This is a genomic window from Aquiflexum gelatinilyticum (assembly GCF_024741135.1).
Classification (GTDB): Bacteria; Bacteroidota; Bacteroidia; order Cytophagales; family Cyclobacteriaceae; genus Cognataquiflexum; species Cognataquiflexum gelatinilyticum.
Map to the genome: position 1 here is coordinate 1 of NZ_JANSUY010000008.1, position 21,344 is coordinate 21,344.

The following is a 21,344-nucleotide window of genomic DNA, read 5'->3' on the forward strand; positions in this document are numbered from 1 at the left end:
AAAGCCTCAGATGATCTCTGGGGCTTTTTGTATTTATGGAATATTTCCTTTACATCCTGAAATCAAATTCAGACTAATTTTTTTATGTTGGGTACTCTTCAGATCCTTTCAAGAGATTGGTAAAACATAATTTTCCCTACAAAGGATTAACTTGTAATAAGCAACCTTGGGAAATCGTATATATGGAAAAATACCCAACAAAATCAGATGCCATAAAAAGAGAGAACTTCATAAAAGGGCAAAAAAGCAGTCATTTCATAATAAGGTTTATATAAGGTAGTTCAGCTGGGTAGAATGCTTGTCCCGATTATCGGGACAGGCTGTCCATTCCGCAAAAGCCTCAGATAATATCTGGGGCTTTTTGTTTTTTCAAGCCTTTATGATTTTCTGAAATTCATTTGTTTTCATAAGATTTATTCAATCATCCCACAAACAATGATCTTCAAATACAAATAATTTTTCTTCGCAATAATCTTTTTATCTTTGCCTCAGTCAAAAAAACCAATTATGCTATTAGAATTCGAAAAACCAATTGCTGATTTGGAGTCCAAACTTCAGGAAATGAAGGATTTGGCCAAAGGAAGGAATATAAATTTGACTCCTGATATACAGTCATTGGAAGATAAAATTCAGACTTTGAAAAAAGAAACTTTCCAAAACCTGACCAGGTGGCAGCGGGTTCAGCTCTCCCGTCATGCTGACCGCCCCTATTCGTTGGATTATATCTATGAGATTACCAACGATTTTATAGAATTGCACGGCGACCGGACTGTGAAGGACGACAAAGCAATGATCGGAGGTTTGGGAGATATTGATGGCAGGACGGTGATGTTTATCGGTCAGCAAAAAGGCCGCAATACCAAGCAGCGTCAAGAACGTAATTTTGGTATGGCCAATCCGGAAGGGTACAGAAAAGCCCTCAGGCTGATGAAAATGGCCGAAAAATTTGGAAAGCCCATCGTCACTTTGATTGACACTCCCGGAGCGTTTCCGGGCCTTGAAGCAGAAGAAAGAGGTCAGGGAGAAGCCATTGCACGAAACCTCAAAGAGATGTTTATGCTTAAAGTGCCCGTCATCTGTATCATCATCGGTGAAGGTGCCTCAGGTGGCGCATTGGGAATTGCGATAGGTGACAAAGTATATATGCTGGAAAATACCTGGTATTCGGTGATTTCTCCGGAGTCCTGTTCTTCGATTTTATGGAGAAGTTGGGATTACAAGGAACAAGCCGCGGAAGCATTAAAGCTGACAGCACCGGATATGAAAAACAATGGTCTGATCGATGGTATCATCGCCGAACCGCTAGGCGGCGCACACAAAGACATGCAAACCATGGCAAAAACCATCAAAGCGACGATTATCGAAGCATTGAAGGAATTGGATAAAATTAAACCTGAAAAGCGCATTGATCAGAGAATTGAAAAATTCTGCGCGATGGGGGTTGTTGAAGAATAGTGCCTAATTTGAGTCCCACAAAAAAGCTGAGCTTCTCTTTCTAAGGATGATGGTTCTCTGATTTTTGTGGGATTTTTTATATCCTGTAAGTTATGAAATTACATGTCATCAATACCGGATTTTTCAAACTTGACGGAGGGGCAATGTTTGGCGTTGTTCCAAAATCACTTTGGTCCAAAACCAATCCGGCAGATGAAAATAACCTTTGTTCTTGGGCGATGCGTTGTCTTTTGGTAGAGGTGGGAAATAGGCTTGTATTGATAGATAATGGCATAGGAGAGAAGCAGGATGCCAAATTTTTCTCTCATTATTATCTCCATGGAACCGACAGTTTGGAAAAATCCATCCGTTCTAAAGGTTTTGACTTTGCGGATATCACAGATAATTTCCTGACACATTTGCATTTTGACCATAGTGGAGGTGGAGTGAAGTATCAACAAGCTGATCCAAACCGTGTTGAAATGACATTTTCCAAAGCGACTTATTGGACCAATGAAGCACATTGGGATTGGGCGATCCATCCAAATGCGAGAGAGAGAGCCTCTTTTCTAAAAGAAAACCTGCTTCCCATGCAGGAAAGCGGGCAGTTGGAATTTCTTGATTTGGAAAAAAAGGATTTGTTTGAAGGATTTTCTTTTATGACCGCAGACGGCCATACTGACAAGCAAATGCTTCCCAAAATCCAATACAAAGGCAGGACTGTTGTCTTTGTGGCCGACTTGCTTCCTTCTGTGGGCCATATTCCTTTGCCCTATGTCATGGGATATGATACCAGGCCTTTGTTGACTTTGGAAGAGAAAAGAGTTTTTTTGGAGGAGGCTGCCAAAAACGAATATATCCTTTTCCTCGAGCATGACCCCGTTCATGAATGTTGCACTGTGAAAATGACTGAAAAAGGCGTAAAATTAGACCAAACATTCTCTCTCGATGAACTCTGAAAAAAAAATAGGAATTGCACTTTCCGGCGGAGGAGTCCGAGGAGTGGCGCATTTGGGTGTTTTGAAAGGGCTCAACGAACATAATATTTTCCCCAATAGAGTAAGTGGAACCAGTGCCGGAGCAATTGCGGGAGCTTTATATTGCGCTGGGAATTCTCCTGATGAGATTTTTGAAATCATTGTCAAAACCAATTATTTCAAATTCCTAAGACCTGCGATCAGCTGGACAGGGATTTTAAAAATGGATTCTGTAGAGGAACTTTATCTCAAATATCTTCCGGACAATGATTTTGCAAAGCTAAAAATACCCCTGACAGTTGCTGCGACGGATGTGAAGAGAGCAAAAGTTGTTTATTTTTCGGAAGGTCAATTGATCAAACCAATAATGGCTTCTTCTTGTATACCCGGTATGTTTGACCCAATCGAAATAGGAAAAAACCATTTTGTGGACGGAGGAGTCCTAAACAACCTGCCTGTTGAACCTCTTGATGGAATCTGTGATGCGATTATCGGGGTCAATTGCAATTGTCTACAAGTGGAGCATAACATCAAAAACATCAAAAGTCTCATCGAAAGATCAGTCATTATGGCAATGAATTATAACGTTTATAGCCGAAAAAATAAATGTGATTACTTTATTGAACCACCCGGATTGGCACGTTATGGCGTATTTGATATCAAAAAGGCAAAAGATATCTTCGATGCAGGCTATCAGACGGCCCTTGAATACATCAGAGAGAATGAAGGAATATTGGAATTGAGTCAAAAAAAGAAAAAATCTGTAAAAGCATGATGAAGTTTTTGTCAAGAATAGTTTTTTGGTTGAGCGGTTGGAAACTGAATGTGGGATGGCCAAAGGACCTCAAAAAAGCAGTATTGATAGCGATTCCCCACACGAGCAATTGGGATTTGCTGTATGCCCGTGCTGCATTTTTTCTGATGGATATCCCTGTTAAGTTTACTATCAAAAAAGAGGTAATGGTTGGACCTTTGGGTTGGTTGATAAAAGTCTTGGGAGGAATTGCCATCGATAGGCAGCGGATTCCCGGAGGAAGAAAACAGACCTATACAGAAGCCATGGTCAATATGCTCAAAGAATCCGAAGAGCTGGTCATCATGGTGACACCTGAAGGCACTAGAAGCTATGCTCCAAAATGGAAATCAGGCTTTTACCATATTGCATTGGGAGCGAATGTCCCGATCGTAATCGGCTATCTTGATTATAAAAAGAAAGAAGCCGGAATCGGTCCGATCATCTATCCTGATGGAAATATGGATGAGCAGATAGAAGAAATGAAAGTTTTTGGAAGGACAGTGACAGGAAAGTATCCGGAAAAAGGAATCCGTTGATTATTCCACGGTCAAGGTAATGTCGTCAAAGTAAATTTTTCCGGTCGTTCTTGATCCCATGACAAGGTAGACCACAATATTGTCCACCTCTTCAGGGGTATTTGGCAAAGTCAGCCTCAATTGGGTCCATTCAAAAGTCCCTGAAACTCCGATTTGATTTTGTGTGGTCACATACCTTCCAAAGGTATTTCCATTGCTGTCTTCCACAGGAAATACCCTGATGGAGATGAAAACATTACTTTCCGGTCCTTTCAGTTCGATGTTGTCACCTTTTAGATGTGCTCTCAATACCAATTTCATACCTTTTGAAGGCATCGGCCCATTGTAAGATTGTCTCCAAGTCGCTGAGTTGGTGTTAAGGCTATCACTGTTTTCGATAAAAAGTGACTTCTTAGAAGATCTGAAAACCTCTGTACTTGAACCTAGGTTAAAACCCGGCTCAGTAACCGGAACCCATGGAGAAATAGATCCATCAGGAGACTCAAGATCCGAATTTTTTAAAAGTTGTGTATTGACGGGCAAGCCATCATCCTCCGTACAGCTGATAAAAAGGGCAAAAATGGGTATGAGAAGGGATATTCTTTTCATGAGGAATTATGGTTTCCAAAATTAGGAACGAACATTGAATCCTAATGTTTTGAAGAAGAATAATTTTGATTTTTTGTTTTACATGAAAATTATCCAAACTCCATTCCAGCGGAAAAACCCTTAAAAGGAGGAATTTTTGTGATGTGATTCTCCAAATCAATTTTAAATCCCTATATTTTTTACAAAAATCCCAAACCTCCACATTTAACCCAAAACAACATGCAAGACAGTATCATCACTGCCGTTTTTCTACCCTTGGCTTTGGCCTTTATCATGCTAGGTATGGGCTTGTCTCTAACCGTAAAAGATTTTAAAAACATCTTTGTTTATCCTAAGGCAATGATTTTGGGGTTAACCAATCAACTCATTCTTTTACCGATTTTTGGTTATGCCTTGATTCAGTTATTTGGTCTGACGGGTGCTTTGGCAGTAGGAGTGATGATTTTGGCAGCATGTCCCGGCGGCGCCACCTCCAATTTGATAAGCCACCTGTCCAAAGGAGATACTGCACTTTCCATCAGTTTGACTGCCGTGAGTTCCTTGGTTACTATCGTGAGTATTCCGCTTATTGTCAACTTTGCGATTTCGCATTTTGGCGAGGAGGGAAGTATTGCTTTACCTGTTATGGAGACCATCATACAGATCGCAGGAGTAACAGTTGTACCGGTTTCTATCGGGATGTTTCTCCACAAAAAATTCCCCAAACTTTCCCATAAGGCTGACAGACCTGTGAGGATTGCCTCTGCTGTTTTCTTTGCCCTGATCCTGATTGCAGCTATATTGAAAGAAAAGGAGAATCTGGTTGATTTTTTTATTCAATCTGGGCCAATTACCTTGATGCTGAACCTATTGACCTTGACTGTGGGATTCTTTTTGGCCAGGGTTTTTCTTTTGTCAAAAAGACAAAGCATTACCATCGCCATCGAATCAGGTATCCAAAATGGGACCTTGGGAATCATGATAGCAGCCACTTTGCTCAAAAATTCTGAAATGACCATTCCTATTGCTATTTACAGTTTGATCATGTTTATGACTTCCGCAGTCATCATCATCCTTACAAATAGAAAACCCGCTTAAGAAATTTAGTATCAATTAAGATTTCATTTCTGAATCGGGAATGTTGAGCCCCAACTTTTCGCAGATGGCTGAAAAATAATCCGGCAACGCAGCTTCAATTTTGATAGGTTCATTGGTAAATGGATGGACAAATTCAAACCACCAAGCATGAAGCAGGAGGTTTTCCATCCCAAATGTGTCCTTGAAAAAATGATTCTGCCTGTTGTCCCCGTGAGTGCTGTCGCCGATTACATAATGCCTGTCATGTGCCAAATGCCTTCTGATCTGATGCATCCGGCCTGTGTGGGGATACACTTTCAGCAGTGAATAACGGCTTGTAGGATATCTCGAAGTGGATGCAATCGGGATTTCATTCTGTGAAAGGGTCCAATATTCCGATTTGGCTTCCTGCAAATCTCCTATTAGTTTTTTTTTCAAGGGATGTTCAATAACCCCATGATTTTCAGTCATGTATCCTCTGACTACAGTGAGGTAATATTTTTTTACATCGTCTGTTGGAAACAAAGGCTGCACAAGCGAAGCAGCTTCAGAGGACAATCCAAATACCAAAACTCCTGAAGTAGGTCTGTCAATCCTATGTAGGGGAAATACTTTTTGACCGATCTGTTCTTTGAGGAGTCTTTCGGCGATCAACAAATTTTCTTCAAATGCAAAATTAGTACGGTGTACCAAAATGCCTGCGGGCTTGTTTACTGCTACAAAATATTCATCCTGGTAAAGGATTTCCAGATTCAAATTTTCCAAAAGCTATAGAATTTAGGTGCTAAGGTAAGGTGTTCAAATTTTTCACCAAACAATTCCCTCCTTCCCTTTCCCACTTATCCTTCCCAAAAATCCCTTGATATAAATACCAAAGAAGGTTTTTTGATTTCGCCTATATTGGGAATGAATATAGCCTAAAACCATCATGAAAAAACATTTACTCACAGCAGCGCTCATGCTGATTACCTTTTCTTGGGTATTTGCACAGGAAACAAGGGAAATAAAAGTAGAGTCATCCTCTGTTACAAACGGGGAGGTTACCATCAAAGGAAAACGAGTTCCCTACAAAACCACCGCAGGTACTATGCCTGTTTGGAATGAGGATGGCAAACCAATTGCTACCTTATTTTATACCTATTATGAAAGGACTGATGTGGCGGACAAAGCAACCCGTCCTCTGGTTTTTTCTTTTAACGGAGGTCCCGGTTCAGGATCACTATGGATGCACCTTGCCTATACAGGTCCCTACAAACTGAATATTGACGACGAGGGATATCCGCTTCAACCGTATGGTGTCACCCAAAACCCACATTCCATCCTCGATGTAGCAGACATTGTATATATCGATCCGGTAAATACCGGTTATTCGAGAATTTTGGACAAGGAAGTTCCCCGTTCCACCTTCTTCGGAATCAACTCTGACATCAATTACCTTGCGGATTGGGTCAAAACATTTGTGACAAGACAAAACCGTTGGCAGTCACCCAAGTACTTGATCGGTGAAAGTTATGGTACAACCCGGGTTGCTGGATTGGTTCACGAGTTGCAAAATGCGCATTGGATGTATTTTAACGGGGTTGTTTTGGTTTCTCCGACTCCCATGGGATTGGATAGAAGTGGTCCTGTGGCCAAAGCAAACTACCTTCCTTACTTCGCTGCAACGGCTTGGTATCACAAAGCACTTTCTCCTGAACTTCAAAGCAGGGATTTGGACAGTATCTTGGCAGAAGTTGAAAAATACACCTTGGATGTGGTGATTCCTGCGATTTCAAAAGGAGGTTCATTAGATCCTGCAGTGAGGGCAGAGGTAGCCAAGAAAATGGCGTACTATTCAGGATTAAGCGAGCAGGTGATTCTTCAACATGCCTTGGCTGTACCTACGAGCTATTTTTGGAAAGAATTACTGAGAGACAAAGGATTGACCGTAGGCAGATTGGACAGCCGTTACAGAGGCATCGACCAAACAGATGCCGGAGAGAGATTTGATTATGATCCTGCTTTGACAGCATGGAACCATGCATTTTCTCCTGCGATGAATTATTATGCCAAGAATGTTTTGAAGTACAACACAGACCTGACTTACAATCTATTCGGACCGGTTCATCCTTGGGACAGGAGCAATGAAAATACAGGAAACCAGTTGGCACAGGCGATGTTGCAAAATCCATACCTTCATGTGATGACCCAATCAGGATATTATGACGGCGGTACGGATTATTTCAATGCTAAGTATAACATGTGGCAAATGGATCCTGCCGGCAAAATGCAGGAAAGACTTATCTTCAAAGGATACAGAAGTGGTCATATGATGTACCTGAGAGCTGAGGACCTTGCGACTTCTAATGAAGACATCAGGCAGTTTATCCAAAAGTCATTGCCTGGAAAAGGAGTGCCGGCGAAGTATTGATTACTGCTAAAAGATAAAATAAGCCATTTCAACCGAAATGGCTTATTTTTTTACAATTTAATTTGAAAATCACTTTATCAAACCACTAAACTCCTCCAGATTTTTTGGTCTTTGTTCCAACCCGATAGCCTCAGCAATCATCCCGTAAATTTCTTCTTTTTTCTTGCCTGTTTTTCTAAGCAATTGGATCGAGGTCACATCTGAAGATTTTGAAAGCTTTTGGTTGTTTGGACCTTGGATAAGGGGATGATGAAAAAAGGTGTTTCCGGCAAAGTTATTCTCATCCAGAAATTTGGATAGGTATACCTGTGCAATTGTGGAACCCCATAAATCCTTGCCCCGTACGATGAGGTCTACTCCATAATGGATGTCATCTACCAGAGATGTCAATTGGTATGAAGGCATGGCGTCTTTCTTTCTGACCACAAAATCCGTCAGGATCCCGGGAAGTTTCCCGTTTACGATTCCGAGGTTAAGCTCTTTGAATGGGACATCTAGGTGCATTTTGGCTTTGATTCTCCAGGTAATTTCAGGCTGATCAAAAGGCAGATTTCTTCTCAGGCAAAACCCTGTATAATATCCCTTTGGGTTCATTTTTTCGATTTTCTTGCGGCTGCAGTCACAGGAAAAAAGAACCTTTTTATTCCTCAATTCCTCAAGTGCTTTGTTGTACAAAGGCAGACGGTGGATTTGGGCATGATTCTGTTCAAAATCCGCCATATCCCTCGGGCCTTGGTCGTATGGGATTTCCAAAAAATCAAGTGAATCAAAAATGTCCTGAACAAACCTTGGCTTATACCTTTCACGGTCAAGGTCATCAATTCTCAACAAAACCTTCGCTTCATTTTTTTTAGCTAAATGATGGGTGATGATAAATGAATAGATATTTCCGATATGGAGAAAGCCACTTGGCGTGGGAGCAAATCTTGTCAATTTGAATTCAGACATGGGTTGGTATTGATTGAATAAGGTATTTTGAAATTTTTTTTGTAACTAGTTTGGGATTTTCCTGACAGCCTATTTTTGAAAATGAAGAACTTCCAACATCTCTCTTTATCAGTAGTATTTATCCTCGTTTTTTGTTTTGGCTCATGTGACTCAAAACTAACAGGAAGTAAGTTAATTCAAAAATCCATCGAATACCATGATCCAAAGGGTCAATGGCAAGAATTGAACAGGGTTTTTTATTTTGCTGATTCGCGGCCCGGCAAGCCATCCAGACAATATACTGTTCAGATAGATCTTCCTGGAAATTATTTTAAGTATATCAATAGCGGTGAAAACCTTGTTTATGAGGTAGATGGTGAGAATTGCATTGGCTCGGAACAGGGAAGTAAAGAATGCGAAAGGGCCTTGATGCTCCGCAATTATTATGGATACCTTTGGGGATTGCCGATGAAGTTGATGGACAAAGGAACTGAGATAGATTATGAATACAAATTAGAAGATTTCAACGGGATAGAAGCCTTTGTTGTCCGTGTACCCTATGAAAAGGACATTTGGTATTTTTACCTTAACCCTGAAAACTATTCCATGATGGCTTATAAATTTTATCAAAACGAAGAAAACAACATAGGGGAAATCATCTATCTCAAAGAGGAAGTCATCGTGGGCGAAATGAAAATTCCTGCAGAAAGATCTTGGTACAGGACAGAAAACGATGAGTTTTTAGGAACAGATTTTCTTTTGAAAACCGAAGATCCAATTGTCGAAAATCCGGATTAATATCTTTTAACCATTGAAATTTTTCAAAACCACAGGTCGGAATTAAATTCGAACTGTGAAAAAATTCTGCCTAATCCTTTTCATTTTCTTTGCTTCAGCCCAGATCAAAGCTTTGTCCCAAGTACTAACAGGAAATGTGCTTGATGGCCTGGACAAAGGTTTTTTGGATAAAGTGTGGGTAATCAATCTCCAAAACAAGGACAGCAGTCTTACCAACGAAAGGGGATATTTTAGAGTTAAAGCCGCTGCAGGAGACTCCATATTAATTTCAAAAACCTATTATATACCAAAAATTCTCATTGCAGGGGAGGAGAAACACATATTGACTGACATTTATCTAGATGCCAGAACTTTGCCAAGATTTGACTTGTACGGTGAAAGCTATGTAATCCCTTTCAAGGTTGGGAATCAATCTACCATGAGAGGCCTTTCAGACAGGCCAGCTGGTCCTGGTAAAATCTATGCCGGTTTGGCTAATAATCAGTCACTCCAACCTGGACTGACTTTGGATGGTCCCATTTCCTATTTTATGAAAAGTGAAAGGCAAAAAAGGCAATATGCAAGAAAGTTAGCTTTTTTGGCAAGTCAGGAGGATTACCTAAAGCTGATTCAGTCGGACTCCGTAATGGCAGCTTTAAAATATGAATATAACCTGACGGATGAAGACCTTGATGGGTTAATTATCGAGTTTAACCTTCAAAACATCGATCATCAATTTGTAGGGATGGAGTGGGAAAGAGTGGAAAAATTACTGATTGATTTTTTGGATAGCCGTGCCGTATACAAAAGGAAGGAGGATTAAAAAAACCGCTTCCGAAAGAAGCGGCCTTTATGAACTTAAACTAGCAATTAGGTAATTATTTTTTCTCTTATCCGGAAATGAACCGAATCGTCAATTGGTGCCTGGATTCCCGATAACAAAACATGAATTTTAGTTTATGAGAGATATTTGTTTTCCCTGAACCAGGACTTATTTGTAAAGTTGAATCGATAGGCTTTTTTTAATCGTGTATACTCTAAAAGTAAAAAATCAGTTGCTTCATTCAATATTTTGATACATTGAATTTCTTAATCTTTGACCAAAGTATTTTTTATATTCTCTTTTTGATTGACCATGTAACCAAAAACCTGGCAACCATTTCTCCCTCCGGATTTGTCCCTGTGGATATCATAGTGATGGTATTGCTTTCACCGGGTTTCAATTCATCTACCAAATTCTCCAATTCACGCCCCTGATTACAGGTAAAAGTTATTTTTTGATTTGCCTTTTTATGGTATTCAGCTCTGAAGTCGACAACCAACATGCTAAAACTCCCTTTGCCTGCCATGCCCACCTGACAAAGAGCTCCTGTGCTCAATTCTGCTGCACCGGCCATTGCTGCAAAATATATGGACTTAAATGGATTTTGACTTCTCCAAAAGTAGGGGATGGTAACAACACATTTTTCTAAGGACAAATGCTTGATTTTCAATCTCCAAAACACAGCGGAAGGCAATTTAAACAACATGGCCCACCAAAAAATAAATGGGTTACTCATTCGGTCAATATGTTTTTTGGCTTCGGGTGTCATATTCTTTTTAGGTTTTATTGTTTTAAATTAATCAAAATATTGAGACCTCGTTTTTGATATGGCATCTTTTTTGGACAATTTCGAATTAAATTAAGATTGTATGTTTAAGAAAATAATGTTTTTAATGGCTTTGGGGATTTTGGTTTATTCCTGTGCCAAAGTTCCCATGAGCGGGAGGACCCAACTTGCCCTTGTGGACAATGCAGAATTACTCCCAATGGCTTTTGTAGAATATGATAAAGTCCTCAAAGAAGGAAAGGTCATCACAAATACCGCCGACGGGCAAATGGTTGTAAAAGTGGGAAAGCGGATCGCTTCCGCCGTAGAAAAGTATATGAAAGCCAACGGATTTGAAAACGAGCTTCAAGGGTTTCAATGGGAGTTTAACCTAATCCAGGAAGCAATTGTAAATGCATGGTGTATGCCAGGAGGTAAAGTTGCATTTTATACAGGAATAATTCCGGTTTGTCAGGATGAGGCTGGTATAGCAGTTGTTATGGGACACGAGGTGGCCCACGCTATAGCTAACCATGGAAGGGAAAGAATGTCAAACGGGATGTTGATGAATGGACTTCTTGGGACAGCACAAGCTGCAATGGGTCAAAACCCAACCTTGACTCAAAACCTCATGTTGCAGGCTTTCGGTGTCGGAGGGGAATTGGGAATGCTCAGTTTTAGCAGAAAACATGAATTGGAAGCTGACCAATTAGGATTGAATTTTATGGCTTTGGCAGGATATGACCCGAGGGTTGCTCCTGCATTTTGGGAAAGAATGGAGAAAGCAGGGTCCGGTGAAGCACCACCTGAATTCCTTTCCACCCACCCAGGCCCGAAAAAAAGGATAGATGAATTGAATAAACAAATGTCGGTTGCTTTGGAATATTATGAACAAAGTAAAAAGTAATTGGGGCTTTTGTTTGAAACAAAAAATGCAGTCTGATGTATTTCAGGCTGCATTTTTTTATTTCATTACCAATTAACCAATATTACCTCTGGTTAAAGCTTCTCAATTTGACTTGAGTGAATTTTCTTTTTGTGTCCAAAGGGAAATCTCCTTTCATCATCCAATCATAGTAAGAAGGTTCTTCTTTGAGGACATTTTCAATAGTTTTTCCTTTGTGCTTGCCAAAATTGAAACATTCCTCTCCGTTTTCATTGAAAATAAATCTGCCGGCCAAGTCGACCATTTTTTCATTGAGTAGGTTATGGATTTTCTTCATGTCATTTTGGAAAACCCCTAATTTGTTTCCCTGCAAATCTTCAGCTTCTTCACCGTCATACTTTTCCATTTGGGCTTTGAATACCTCATAGGAAGCTATGGTATCTGCTTCTGCACTATGCGCATTTTCAAGGGTTTTGCCGCAATAGAACTTATATGCTGCTGATAAGTTTCGCTTTTCCATCATGTGGAAAATCTTTTGAGAATCAAGGATGTTTCTTTTTTCGATATCAAAATCGATCCCTGATCTTAGGAATTCTTCCACCAATAGAGGAATATCAAATTTGAGCACATTGAAACCTGCCAAATCAGCGCCCTCTAGAAACTGAAATAATTCTCGCGAAAGGGATTTGAATGTAGGAGAGTCTTTTACATCTTTATCATATATGCCGTGAATGGCCGAACTCTCTGCAGGAATGGGAATAGTTGGGTTGATAAGCGAGGTTTTGATTTCCTGTCTTCCGTTTGGGTGAACTTTCAAAATTGAAAATTCAACAATCCTGTCGGTCGAAATATTGATACCGGTAGATTCAAGGTCAAAAAATGCAATTGGAGATTTGAGATTCAGATTCATCAGGAAAGGGTTTGATTGATTTTTGATTTTAAAGTAGATAAGTCCATGTCATCGTAATTTCCGGAACTCATCAGCAAAAGATTGGTACATACGTAGTCAAATGACTCTAAGAAAGCTTTAAGCTTTTCAATTTCTGTGAAAAGTATGAGGTCTTTTCTCCGGAATGCATGCTGTAACCGACTTTCATCCATCAGTTCAAGCTTCTTCAAAGATACGGCTTTTGGGTTTAAATAAATAACCGCTATATCTGCCAAGTCAATCGTATGTGCGTAATTATCCACAAACTCCTTATTCAAAGAACTATAGGTATGCAACTCCTGAACTGCAATAAGTTTTCTGTCAGGAAACTGGTTTTTGACGGCATTCACTGTAGCTTTCAGTTTTGATGGGGCGTGGGCAAAATCCCTGAAAAGAATGGAGCTGTCAGATTTTGCCAATATTTCCTGTCTTTTTGCCGCTCCTTTAAACTCCGGAATTGCTTCGTAAAACTGTTCTTTAGTCAGACCAAGTGACATGCAAATATGAAGTGCACCCTGAAGGTTTTGAAGGTTATGCTCACCAAAAATGTTTATTTCCACATCTCCTACCTCTGTAGTCAGATAAGTCTTTCCTTCATTTATTTTGTAAGGATGAGCTTTGTAGGGAATTAGGTCGATTTTTTTCGGATCGCAACCTAACCCTAAATCATTCACGTTTCTATCCTCCTGGCAATAAATAAAAGTCCCACCGACCGGCGTCATTTTTACCAAAATCTCAAACTGCTCTTTGTAATTTTCGAAAGTGGGAAATACATTAAAATGATCCCATGCAATACCGCTCATGAGGAGGATGTCATGGTGGTAATGGAAAAATTTGGGTCTTCTGTCCAATGGCGAGGTAAGGTATTCATCTCCCTCGATGATGATAATCGGTGCATTTGAAAGCTTGACCATCAGGTCAAAACCCTCAATTTGAGCCCCTACGAGGTAATCGAAATCCAATCCATGGTATTGCAAAACATGTAATATCATTGAAGTAATGGTTGTTTTTCCATGACTTCCTGAGATCACTACTCTTTTTTTCTCCTTACTTTGCTCATAGATGAATTCGGGAAAAGAAAAAATCGGAAGATTCAGTTCCTTGGCTTTTTGAAGCTCAGGATTGTCAATTCGGGCATGCATTCCAAGTATAATTCCATCGAGGTCAGCCTTAATCTTATCAGGAAACCAACCTTTTTCTTTTGGTAAGATTCCTGCTTTTTCCAATCTGGTTCTTGATGGTTCATAGATTTCATCATCTGAACCTGAAACCTCATATCCTTTGGCAACCATTGAAAGTGCCAAATTGTGCATTACTGCACCTCCTATAGCTATAAAATGATATTTTTTTGACATAAATCTTCTGCAATTTCCAAAAGTAACAATTCGTGCCATTTCGAATGGGTGGAAACAGGATTAATTTTTAAGAACAGAATCAGATAAATCACTAAATCAGAATCTATTCCCGCGAAATAAATTCTCTCCAATTTCACAATTGATTAGGCTAATAATTTGATAATGTACCCGTTATGAAATGTGTTGATAACAAGTGTATAAATTGTTCAAAAAGATAAAGTCAAAGCATTTACTTTTGTTATTATGGCAGACAATAAACCTACAGGAAAAGACAGGATCACAAGCAGAAGAAAACCGGAATTGGGACTTACATCAGGAATGGGAAAATTACCTCCTCAGGCAACGGATTTGGAAGAGGCTGTATTGGGTGCTTTGATGCTTGAAAAGGATGCCTTGACCGCTGTGGTCGATATTTTGAAACCTGAAAGTTTTTATAAAGAATCCCACAAAGCAATATTCACTGCCATTCTTGATCTTTTTTCGGATAGCCAGCCAATCGATTTGCTTACCGTCACCAACCAACTCAGAAAAAAAGGACAGCTGGAACTGGCAGGTGGTGCTTTTTTTATCACCGAACTGACTTCAAGGGTTTCATCAGCTGCCAATATTGAATACCACGCGAGGATTGTGACTGAGCAATCCATGAAAAGAGAAATTATCAGCATTGCGTCTGAAGTACAGCGCGAGGCGTTCGAGGACACGACAGATGTTTTCGAGTTGTTGGATAAAATGGAGCAATCGCTTTTTCAGATTTCAGAAAAGAATATCAGAAAAAATTATGCTGATATGCGTTCGATCCTGAAAGAAGCAATCATGGAATTGGAGTCCAAGAAGGGTCAAAAAGATGGTTTGACAGGAGTTCCAAGTGGATTCACGGCATTGGATAGGGTTACATCAGGATGGCAAAAATCAGATTTGGTCATTATAGCTGCAAGACCTGCAATGGGAAAAACAGCTTTTGTTTTGTCAGTACTTCGAAATGCTGCAGTAGATCATAACCGGCCTGTTGCAATTTTTTCTTTGGAAATGTCATCCATTCAGTTGGTCAACCGTCTGATTTCCTCAGAGGCAGAATTGGATTCTGAAAAGATCAAAAAGGGGAATCTTGCTGAATATGAATGGGAGCAATTGGTTCACAAAACCGGTAAATTATCAAAAGCACCTCTTTTTGTGGATGATACTCCGGCTCTTTCTATTTTGGAACTCAGGGCAAAATGTAGGAAACTCAAAGCCCAACATGACATACAAATGATAGTCATAGATTATCTTCAGTTGATGTCGGGTGACAATAAATCTGGTGGTCAAGGAGGAAATAGGGAACAAGAAATCGCCAGTATATCCAGGGCTTTAAAGAAAATAGCTAAAGAACTCAGTGTTCCGGTGATCGCATTATCACAGTTATCTAGAGCTGTGGAAACCAGAGGAGGGGATAAGAGGCCGCAATTATCGGATTTGAGGGAATCAGGAGCGATAGAACAAGATGCAGATATGGTCATGTTCCTTTATCGACCTGAATATTATGGCATTACTGAAGATGAAGACGGTAATTCAACCGCCGGTGTTGGAGAAGTAATCATTGCAAAGCACAGAAATGGTTCCTTGGATACTGTAAAACTGAGGTTTATCGGAAAATACACCAAGTTTACTGACCTCGAAATGAATATTCCCTACAAATCCCAAGAGCCTCTTTATGGCCACAAATTCCCAAGTGGTTCTTCAGGACAGGCATTTGAATCGGGAAATACCATCAGGCTTTCCAGTAAAGCTAATGGAGGGGATTTGGATGATTCATTTCCCGGTGGAATTGGTAGCGGTAAACCTGCGCCGTTTTGAAACTTTAAATTGATTAAGTTTTTAAATAACAAATATCACTTAACCAAAATTTCTTGAAAGCAATCGTTCTCAATAGAACCCTACCAGAAGGAATAGAATTTACTGATTTGACTTTGCCGAAATTGGGCTCGGATGAAGTCAAAATCAAGGTCAAGTCAGCCGCACTCAACCATCGGGATGAGTGGTGTCGTCAGGGCAAATATGCCAATTTACATGATGGAATTATTTTGGGTTCAGATGCTTCTGGAATCGTGGTTGAAGTGGGCAAAGAGGTTGATCCTGATTGGATAGAAAAGGAAGTAATTATCAATCCTGCCTCAGATTGGGGAGAAAATTCAAATGTCCAGGCCAAAAACTTCAAAATCATGGGAATGCCAGAACATGGGACTTTGGCGGAATATGTTCAGGTTAAGTCAGATAGAATCCATCTTAAACCCGATCATTTGAATTGGGATGAAGCAGCAGCCCTGCCTTTGGGGGGAGTGACTGCATTTCGAGCTTTATTTCGGCAAGGAAATATCCATGCCAGTGACCAAGTTTTAATCACAGGTTTTGGCGGTGGAGTAGCGCAATTCGGAGTACAGTTTGCGCTGAGTACGGGTGCAAAAGTTTATATTAACAGCAGCAGTGAAGAAAAAATCCAAAAAGGTTTGGGCTTAGGATGTTCAGGAGGTTTCAATTACAATGATGAAAACTGGACAGAAAAGGCTATTACTGAATGTGATTGATTTAGCCTGGTTTTGGATAGCGCCATGGGTGATACTTTGAATAACCTGATTAAGGTTACAAAACCAGGAGGCAGACTCGTTTTTTATGGAGCAACAAGAGGGAATCCTACAGGATTTGATGGAAGAAGGCTTTTTTGGAATCAGATCAAAATGATCGGAAGTACTATGGGAAATGATGAGGACTTTGGTAATATGTTGGAATACGTTACTAAAAATAAAATTACTCCTTTGATTGATCAGGTATTTGATTTAGAGAACTCTTTGGAAGCTTTTGAACGGATGAAAGAAGGGAAGCAAACAGGAAAAATTGTAATCAGGATCTCTCAGTAAATGTCATTTTCAAACAAAAAATTCTGAAAGCTGTTTTTAAGTTCTTTGATTGCTTTTACATCTTGTTGTGATTCTGCCAAATGTATCCCTTTTTCATAAATGATTTTTGAAAATTGGACTTCTCCTAAATCAGCAAAAAATGCAGCTGCATGAAAATAGGTAGGAAGGTATTCCGGAAATTCTTCGAGTAGTTTTTTGAAATGAAAACTTGCTTGTATCGGATCAACTTCAATAAATTCCAAAGCAAGAGCGTATATGTTGAAAGGATTGTCTGGTTCCTCCTCAGCAAATGATTTCAACATTTCAATGCGTAACACTTTGGACATGAATTCTTTTTTATATTATATCCTAATTACTAAATTCACGCAATTTAAAAATAAATAACCTAAATATACATAGATGAAAATTCTTGTTTGCATTACCCATGTGCCGGATACCACATCCAAAATCCAATTTACAGATAACAACACCAAGTTTGATAAAAATGGCGTCCAATTCATTATTGGGCCCTATGACGACTATGCTTTGGCCCGGGCAGTGGAGTTAAAGGAGCAATTAGGAGCTAATCTGACAGTTTTGAGTGTTGGTGAAGCTGAGACCGAACCAACCTTGAGAAAAGCTTTGGCTATCGGAGCTGACGACGCCATACGGATCAATTCATTCCCAAAAGATTCCCTTTTCGTGGCAAAGCAGATTGCAGCAATTGCCAAGCAGAATGGTTATGACCTAATATTGATGGGAAGGGAATCTATAGATTTCAATGGAGGAATGGTACATGGTATGGTTGGGGAATTGCTTGGAATTCCATCTATTTCACCTGTGATGAAGTTGGAGATTGAAGGTGAAAAAGTGAAAATGGCAAGAGAAATCGAAGGAGGAAAGGAATATGTGGAGGCAAAACTTCCTTTGATAGCAGGTTGTCAAGAGCCTATTGCAGAATGGAAAATTCCAAACATGAGAGGTATTATGTCAGCAAGGACAAAACCCCTTGTCGTAATAGAACCAAGTTCTGATAATCCGGTGACGGAGGTTACTTCTTTTGTCTTACCACCTGCTAAAGGCGCTGTAAAATTGGTAGACAAAGACAATGTGGGAGAATTGGTGAGGTTGCTTAAAAACGAGGCAAAAGTACTTTAATATTTGATTAATAACTACTTGAAAAACAAATTGATATGTCAGTTTTAGTATATATAGAACATGCGGAAGGATCCGTCAAAAAAACAAGTTTGGAAGCGATATCCTATGCCAAAGCATTATCTGAAAAGCTTTCTTTGGGAGAGGTGATTGCAGTGGCTTTGGGAGCAATTTCTACAGATGAATTGTCGAAAGCTGGACCTGCCGGCGCTTCAAAAGTCATACATGTGGGTGATCAAAAGTTAAATGATGGGATCATCCAAGCCCATGCAGAAGCTGTTGCGCAAGTCTACAAAAAAGTAGTAGCGTCCACTTTGGTATTGGCAAAATCCTCTTTGGGAGACGCCGTAGCTGCAAGACTTGCAATTAAATTGGATGCGGGATTGGTTTCAAATGTTGTTGAACTTCCCGATACAACCTCAGGATATAAAGTCAAGAGAAGTATTTATACAGGGAAAGCATTTGCTGAAACTATGGTTAATACTGAAAACAAAATTCTTGCGGTCAAAAAAAATGCAGTGGATCTAAAAACTGATGGACCTGCTGTTGTGATAGAAGAAGTTACACTTGAAATTCCTGCAGCAGATTTTGTCACAAGTATTACCTCTACAGACAAGGCAACCGGGGAAATTTTACTTCCGGAGGCGGATATTGTTGTGTCAGGAGGAAGAGGAATGAAAGGACCTGAAAATTGGGGTATGATCGAAGAGTTAGCCAAGGAACTCGAAGCTGCGACAGGATGCTCAAAACCAGTATCCGATATAGGATGGAGGCCACATCATGAGCACGTGGGTCAGACCGGCGTCAAAGTTGCCCCAACTTTATATATAGCTGTTGGAATTTCGGGCGCTATTCAACATCTTGCGGGGGTAAATTCATCAAAATGCATCGTCGTTATTAACAAAGACCCTGAGGCTCCTTTCTTCAAAGCAGCTGATTACGGTATAGTAGGGGATGCATTTGAAATTCTTCCAAAGCTAATAGAAGCTGTCAAAGCCCAAAAATAAATAACTGTGGATCAGACCATTGAATTAGAAATTTTAGGATTATCATCAAATCATTCCCAATCCGGCTCCTTTACTTTGGTAATGGGTGAAGTAGGTGGGAGTAGGAGGCTTCCCATAGTTATTGGAATGTTTGAGGCTCAGGCAATTGCCATTGAGATTGAGAAAATCATCCCCAACAGACCTATGACGCATGATCTGTTTAAATCATTTTCTTCTAATTTCAATTTCTCTATTGACCATATTCTGATTTCAGATATGAGAGAAGGTGTCTTTTATGCAAAAATTGTGTGTAAAAATGTTTCAAAAACAGTGGAGATAGATGCAAGGCCATCAGATGCGATAGCAATAGCAGTAAGATTTGATGCTCCTATATTTTGTATTTCAAAAGTAATGTCTGAAGCGGCAATAGAATTCAATGAGGATGACGAAAAAAGAGATTCCCAAAAGCCCATCAAATCTAGTAAAACCTCTACTACAACCCCAAAAAGCTCTGATTCCTTAAAAGATTTCAGTTTGGATAAGCTAAACCAAATGCTGGACAAAGCCATCAACAATGAAGATTATGAAAAGGCTGCCAGAATAAGGGATGAGATTAACAGGAGAAACTAATTGGTAAGCCTGGCATAATCCAGGCTTACTTTCTTTAATTTATAAGGGTTTTGTTTTTTAATTATTTTAGCCCAATAGAAATTATAATAATTGAAAAACATTTAATCTGAATTATTGCATGGATTATTTTCGAGGTTTGATAGGTATTTTGGTTCTTCTTGCTGTTGCCTTTATTTTTTCAAGTAACAAAAAAAATGTGGATTGGAGACTTGTTGGGATTGGAGTGGCATTGCAGGCTTTATTTGGTTTTTTGATAACAAAAGTCGAAGCCGTAGCCCAATTATTTTCTTTGGTAAGCCGGGCTTTTGTAAAATTTCTAAGTTTTTCTGCCGATGGCGCGACATTTATATTTGGAGACCTAGCTACGAATTCATTTGGTTTCATTTTTGCTTTTCAGGTATTGCCCACTATAATTTTCTTTTCGACAGTTTCTGCAGGATTGTACTATTTGGGCGTTTTGCAGAAAGTTGTGTTTGGAATTGCTTGGGTAATGGCTAGAACCATGAGGCTTTCGGGTCCTGAGTCCCTTTCTGCTGCAGGAAATATATTTCTTGGTCAGACTGAAGCCCCGCTTTTGGTTCGGCCATTTATTCCTACGATGTCAAAATCAGAATTGATGTGTCTGATGACCGGAGGAATGGCGACAATCGCAGGAGGAGTTTTGGCCGGTTATGTGGCATTTTTGGGCGGAGATAATCCTGCTGAGCAAACAAAATTTGCAGCCTACCTTTTGGGTGCAAGTATCATGAATGCTCCTGCAGCAATAGTGATGTCCAAAATCATGATTCCTGAATCAGACAGGGATTCTATTAATAGTAAGCTAGAGGTCAATGAAGAAAGTATGGGGGTGAATCTAATTGATGCTATGTCGATTGGTGCCTCTGAGGGTTTGAAACTTGCCTTAAATGTTGGTGGCATGCTTCTCGCATTCATTGCAGTGATTGCGGCACTGAATTATATACTTTCAGGACTTATTGGAAACTATACAGGGTTGAATGATTTGATTGTTTCTTCTACCAATGGTCAATTCAAAGGCTTTTCTTTAGAATATATTCTCGGTCAGATTTTTAGGGTGTTTGCTTGGGTAATAGGTATAGAGTGGAGTCAAACTTTGCAGGTGGGCTCATTATTAGGTCAAAAAACAGTAATAAATGAATTCGTGGCTTACCTAAGTTTGGCAGATATGAAAAATGCAGGTACGCTTTCTTCAAAATCTATTGTAATTGCAACTTATGCACTCTGTGGTTTTTCCAATTTCAGTTCCATTGCTATTCAAGTAGGAGGAATTGGCAGTATTGCTCCAAACCAGCAAGGTAACCTTTCAAAACTAGGGATGAGGGCTTTGATGGCTGCGACTTTGGCATGTTTGATGACCGCAACCATTGCAGGGGCATTATTCTGATCTAATGGTCAAAAATAGTTGGTAAAACACCTTCTAACAGTC

The 21,344-nt window shown here is 39.7% G+C and carries 23 protein-coding genes and 1 pseudogene; 17 read left to right on the plus strand and 7 right to left on the minus strand.

The annotated features are described in order from the left end of the window. Window positions 1-92 precede the first annotated feature (92 nt). From NU887_RS11450 to NU887_RS11470, 5 genes and pseudogenes are all read left to right on the plus strand, one after another. Window positions 93-275, plus strand: a pseudogene (locus NU887_RS11450) (GIY-YIG nuclease family protein); the annotation flags it as partial. Between the two features lie 232 nt (window positions 276-507). Beyond that, window positions 508-1,455 (plus strand): acetyl-CoA carboxylase carboxyltransferase subunit alpha, encoded by a 948-nt coding sequence (locus NU887_RS11455; protein ID WP_258423512.1) that lies wholly within the window; start codon window positions 508-510, stop codon window positions 1,453-1,455. Between the two features lie 92 nt (window positions 1,456-1,547). After that, on the plus strand, window positions 1,548-2,393 hold the full coding sequence (locus NU887_RS11460; RefSeq protein WP_258423513.1) for an MBL fold metallo-hydrolase: 846 nt from the start codon (window positions 1,548-1,550) through the stop codon (window positions 2,391-2,393). Further along, window positions 2,383-3,186, plus strand: a complete 804-nt coding sequence (locus NU887_RS11465; RefSeq protein WP_258423515.1) for a patatin-like phospholipase family protein — start codon at window positions 2,383-2,385, stop codon at window positions 3,184-3,186. The genes NU887_RS11460 and NU887_RS11465 overlap by 11 nt, the downstream gene beginning before the upstream one ends. Further along, window positions 3,183-3,743: a 1-acyl-sn-glycerol-3-phosphate acyltransferase gene (locus NU887_RS11470; protein WP_258423516.1), complete on the plus strand. Its 561-nt coding sequence runs from the start codon at window positions 3,183-3,185 to the stop codon at window positions 3,741-3,743. Before NU887_RS11465 ends, NU887_RS11470 begins: the two co-directional genes overlap by 4 nt. On the opposite strand, the gene NU887_RS11475 is transcribed toward NU887_RS11470, so the two are convergent. Continuing rightward, a complete protein-coding gene (locus tag NU887_RS11475) occupies window positions 3,744-4,331 on the minus strand; it encodes a hypothetical protein (protein ID WP_258423517.1) in 588 nt (195 codons plus the stop codon). Window positions 4,332-4,550: 219 nt separating this feature from the next. On the opposite strand from NU887_RS11475, the gene NU887_RS11480 reads away from it, so the two are divergent. After that, window positions 4,551-5,408 (plus strand): bile acid:sodium symporter family protein, encoded by an 858-nt coding sequence (locus NU887_RS11480; protein ID WP_258423518.1) that lies wholly within the window; start codon window positions 4,551-4,553, stop codon window positions 5,406-5,408. Between the two features lie 15 nt (window positions 5,409-5,423). On the opposite strand, the gene NU887_RS11485 is transcribed toward NU887_RS11480, so the two are convergent. Continuing rightward, window positions 5,424-6,152, minus strand: a complete 729-nt coding sequence (locus NU887_RS11485) for a pseudouridine synthase (RefSeq protein WP_338080995.1) — start codon at window positions 6,150-6,152, stop codon at window positions 5,424-5,426. A 163-nt stretch (window positions 6,153-6,315) separates the two neighbouring features. Here NU887_RS11485 and NU887_RS11490 point away from each other — a divergent pair, with 163 nt between their 5' ends. Further along, entirely contained in the window at window positions 6,316-7,797 is a 1,482-nt protein-coding gene (locus NU887_RS11490; RefSeq protein ID WP_258423519.1) for a S10 family peptidase, read from the plus strand. Between the two features lie 69 nt (window positions 7,798-7,866). Here NU887_RS11490 and NU887_RS11495 read toward each other — a convergent pair whose 3' ends face one another. Next, on the minus strand, window positions 7,867-8,745 hold the full coding sequence (locus tag NU887_RS11495; RefSeq protein ID WP_258423520.1) for a glutamate--tRNA ligase family protein: 879 nt from the start codon (window positions 8,743-8,745) through the stop codon (window positions 7,867-7,869). 81 nt (window positions 8,746-8,826) lie between these two features. Between NU887_RS11495 and NU887_RS11500 the strand changes: the two genes are divergently transcribed. Further along, complete coding sequence (locus NU887_RS11500) at window positions 8,827-9,522, plus strand: DUF6503 family protein (protein WP_258423521.1); 696 nt, start codon at window positions 8,827-8,829, stop codon at window positions 9,520-9,522. 55 nt (window positions 9,523-9,577) lie between these two features. Then, window positions 9,578-10,324, plus strand: coding sequence for a hypothetical protein (locus NU887_RS11505; RefSeq protein ID WP_258423522.1), 747 nt, complete (start codon window positions 9,578-9,580; stop codon window positions 10,322-10,324). A 289-nt stretch (window positions 10,325-10,613) separates the two neighbouring features. Here the strand turns inward: NU887_RS11505 and NU887_RS11510 are convergent, their stop codons facing one another. After that, a complete protein-coding gene (locus NU887_RS11510) occupies window positions 10,614-11,093 on the minus strand; it encodes a DUF4442 domain-containing protein (RefSeq protein ID WP_258423523.1) in 480 nt (159 codons plus the stop codon). Between the two features lie 100 nt (window positions 11,094-11,193). On the opposite strand from NU887_RS11510, the gene NU887_RS11515 reads away from it, so the two are divergent. Further along, complete coding sequence (locus tag NU887_RS11515; RefSeq protein ID WP_258423524.1) at window positions 11,194-11,997, plus strand: M48 family metallopeptidase; 804 nt, start codon at window positions 11,194-11,196, stop codon at window positions 11,995-11,997. 82 nt (window positions 11,998-12,079) lie between these two features. Here the strand turns inward: NU887_RS11515 and NU887_RS11520 are convergent, their stop codons facing one another. Continuing rightward, on the minus strand, window positions 12,080-12,886 hold the full coding sequence (locus NU887_RS11520) for a 3'-5' exonuclease (RefSeq protein WP_258423525.1): 807 nt from the start codon (window positions 12,884-12,886) through the stop codon (window positions 12,080-12,082). Next, entirely contained in the window at window positions 12,886-14,259 is a 1,374-nt protein-coding gene (locus NU887_RS11525; RefSeq protein ID WP_258423526.1) for a UDP-N-acetylmuramate--L-alanine ligase, read from the minus strand. The genes NU887_RS11520 and NU887_RS11525 overlap by 1 nt, the downstream gene beginning before the upstream one ends. Window positions 14,260-14,502: 243 nt before the next feature. On the opposite strand from NU887_RS11525, the gene dnaB reads away from it, so the two are divergent. From dnaB to NU887_RS21210, 3 genes are read left to right on the plus strand one after another with little or no spacing between them, the layout of a single operon-like run. Further along, complete coding sequence (gene dnaB, locus NU887_RS11530) at window positions 14,503-16,092, plus strand: replicative DNA helicase (protein WP_258423527.1); 1,590 nt, start codon at window positions 14,503-14,505, stop codon at window positions 16,090-16,092. 53 nt (window positions 16,093-16,145) lie between these two features. Continuing rightward, complete coding sequence (locus tag NU887_RS11535) at window positions 16,146-16,820, plus strand: quinone oxidoreductase family protein (RefSeq protein WP_338080996.1); 675 nt, start codon at window positions 16,146-16,148, stop codon at window positions 16,818-16,820. A 12-nt stretch (window positions 16,821-16,832) separates the two neighbouring features. Next, entirely contained in the window at window positions 16,833-17,150 is a 318-nt protein-coding gene (locus tag NU887_RS21210) for a zinc-binding dehydrogenase (protein WP_338080997.1), read from the plus strand. Here NU887_RS21210 and NU887_RS11540 read toward each other — a convergent pair. After that, window positions 17,144-17,476: a tetratricopeptide repeat protein gene (locus NU887_RS11540; RefSeq protein ID WP_258423528.1), complete on the minus strand. Its 333-nt coding sequence runs from the start codon at window positions 17,474-17,476 to the stop codon at window positions 17,144-17,146. The genes NU887_RS21210 and NU887_RS11540 overlap by 7 nt on opposite strands. A gap of 73 nt (window positions 17,477-17,549) precedes the next feature. Here NU887_RS11540 and NU887_RS11545 point away from each other — a divergent pair, with 73 nt between their 5' ends. The 4 genes from NU887_RS11545 (at window position 17,550) to NU887_RS11560 (ending at window position 21,302) form a co-directional block, all read left to right on the plus strand. Continuing rightward, window positions 17,550-18,287, plus strand: coding sequence for an electron transfer flavoprotein subunit beta/FixA family protein (locus NU887_RS11545; RefSeq protein WP_258423529.1), 738 nt, complete (start codon window positions 17,550-17,552; stop codon window positions 18,285-18,287). Window positions 18,288-18,322: 35 nt separating this feature from the next. After that, window positions 18,323-19,291, plus strand: a complete 969-nt coding sequence (locus tag NU887_RS11550; protein ID WP_258423530.1) for an electron transfer flavoprotein subunit alpha/FixB family protein — start codon at window positions 18,323-18,325, stop codon at window positions 19,289-19,291. Window positions 19,292-19,297: 6 nt separating this feature from the next. Then, a complete protein-coding gene (locus NU887_RS11555; RefSeq protein ID WP_258423531.1) occupies window positions 19,298-19,900 on the plus strand; it encodes a bifunctional nuclease family protein in 603 nt (200 codons plus the stop codon). A 118-nt stretch (window positions 19,901-20,018) separates the two neighbouring features. Then, window positions 20,019-21,302, plus strand: a complete 1,284-nt coding sequence (locus tag NU887_RS11560) for a NupC/NupG family nucleoside CNT transporter (protein WP_258423532.1) — start codon at window positions 20,019-20,021, stop codon at window positions 21,300-21,302. Window positions 21,303-21,344 lie beyond the last annotated feature (42 nt).

Coding starts and splice junctions, on each gene's coding strand:
- NU887_RS11455 (WP_258423512.1), top strand. CDS start 508: ATGCTATTAGAATTCGAAAAACCAATTGCTGATTTGGAGTCCAAACTT.
- NU887_RS11460 (WP_258423513.1), top strand. CDS start 1,548: ATGAAATTACATGTCATCAATACCGGATTTTTCAAACTTGACGGAGGG.
- NU887_RS11465 (WP_258423515.1), top strand. CDS start 2,383: ATGAACTCTGAAAAAAAAATAGGAATTGCACTTTCCGGCGGAGGAGTC.
- NU887_RS11470 (WP_258423516.1), top strand. CDS start 3,183: ATGATGAAGTTTTTGTCAAGAATAGTTTTTTGGTTGAGCGGTTGGAAA.
- NU887_RS11475 (WP_258423517.1), bottom strand. CDS start 4,331: ATGAAAAGAATATCCCTTCTCATACCCATTTTTGCCCTTTTTATCAGC.
- NU887_RS11480 (WP_258423518.1), top strand. CDS start 4,551: ATGCAAGACAGTATCATCACTGCCGTTTTTCTACCCTTGGCTTTGGCC.
- NU887_RS11490 (WP_258423519.1), top strand. CDS start 6,316: ATGAAAAAACATTTACTCACAGCAGCGCTCATGCTGATTACCTTTTCT.
- NU887_RS11495 (WP_258423520.1), bottom strand. CDS start 8,745: ATGTCTGAATTCAAATTGACAAGATTTGCTCCCACGCCAAGTGGCTTT.
- NU887_RS11500 (WP_258423521.1), top strand. CDS start 8,827: ATGAAGAACTTCCAACATCTCTCTTTATCAGTAGTATTTATCCTCGTT.
- NU887_RS11510 (WP_258423523.1), bottom strand. CDS start 11,093: ATGACACCCGAAGCCAAAAAACATATTGACCGAATGAGTAACCCATTT.
- NU887_RS11515 (WP_258423524.1), top strand. CDS start 11,194: ATGTTTAAGAAAATAATGTTTTTAATGGCTTTGGGGATTTTGGTTTAT.
- NU887_RS11520 (WP_258423525.1), bottom strand. CDS start 12,886: ATGAATCTGAATCTCAAATCTCCAATTGCATTTTTTGACCTTGAATCT.
- NU887_RS11525 (WP_258423526.1), bottom strand. CDS start 14,259: ATGTCAAAAAAATATCATTTTATAGCTATAGGAGGTGCAGTAATGCAC.
- dnaB (WP_258423527.1), top strand. CDS start 14,503: ATGGCAGACAATAAACCTACAGGAAAAGACAGGATCACAAGCAGAAGA.
- NU887_RS11540 (WP_258423528.1), bottom strand. CDS start 17,476: ATGTCCAAAGTGTTACGCATTGAAATGTTGAAATCATTTGCTGAGGAG.
- NU887_RS11545 (WP_258423529.1), top strand. CDS start 17,550: ATGAAAATTCTTGTTTGCATTACCCATGTGCCGGATACCACATCCAAA.
- NU887_RS11550 (WP_258423530.1), top strand. CDS start 18,323: ATGTCAGTTTTAGTATATATAGAACATGCGGAAGGATCCGTCAAAAAA.
- NU887_RS11560 (WP_258423532.1), top strand. CDS start 20,019: ATGGATTATTTTCGAGGTTTGATAGGTATTTTGGTTCTTCTTGCTGTT.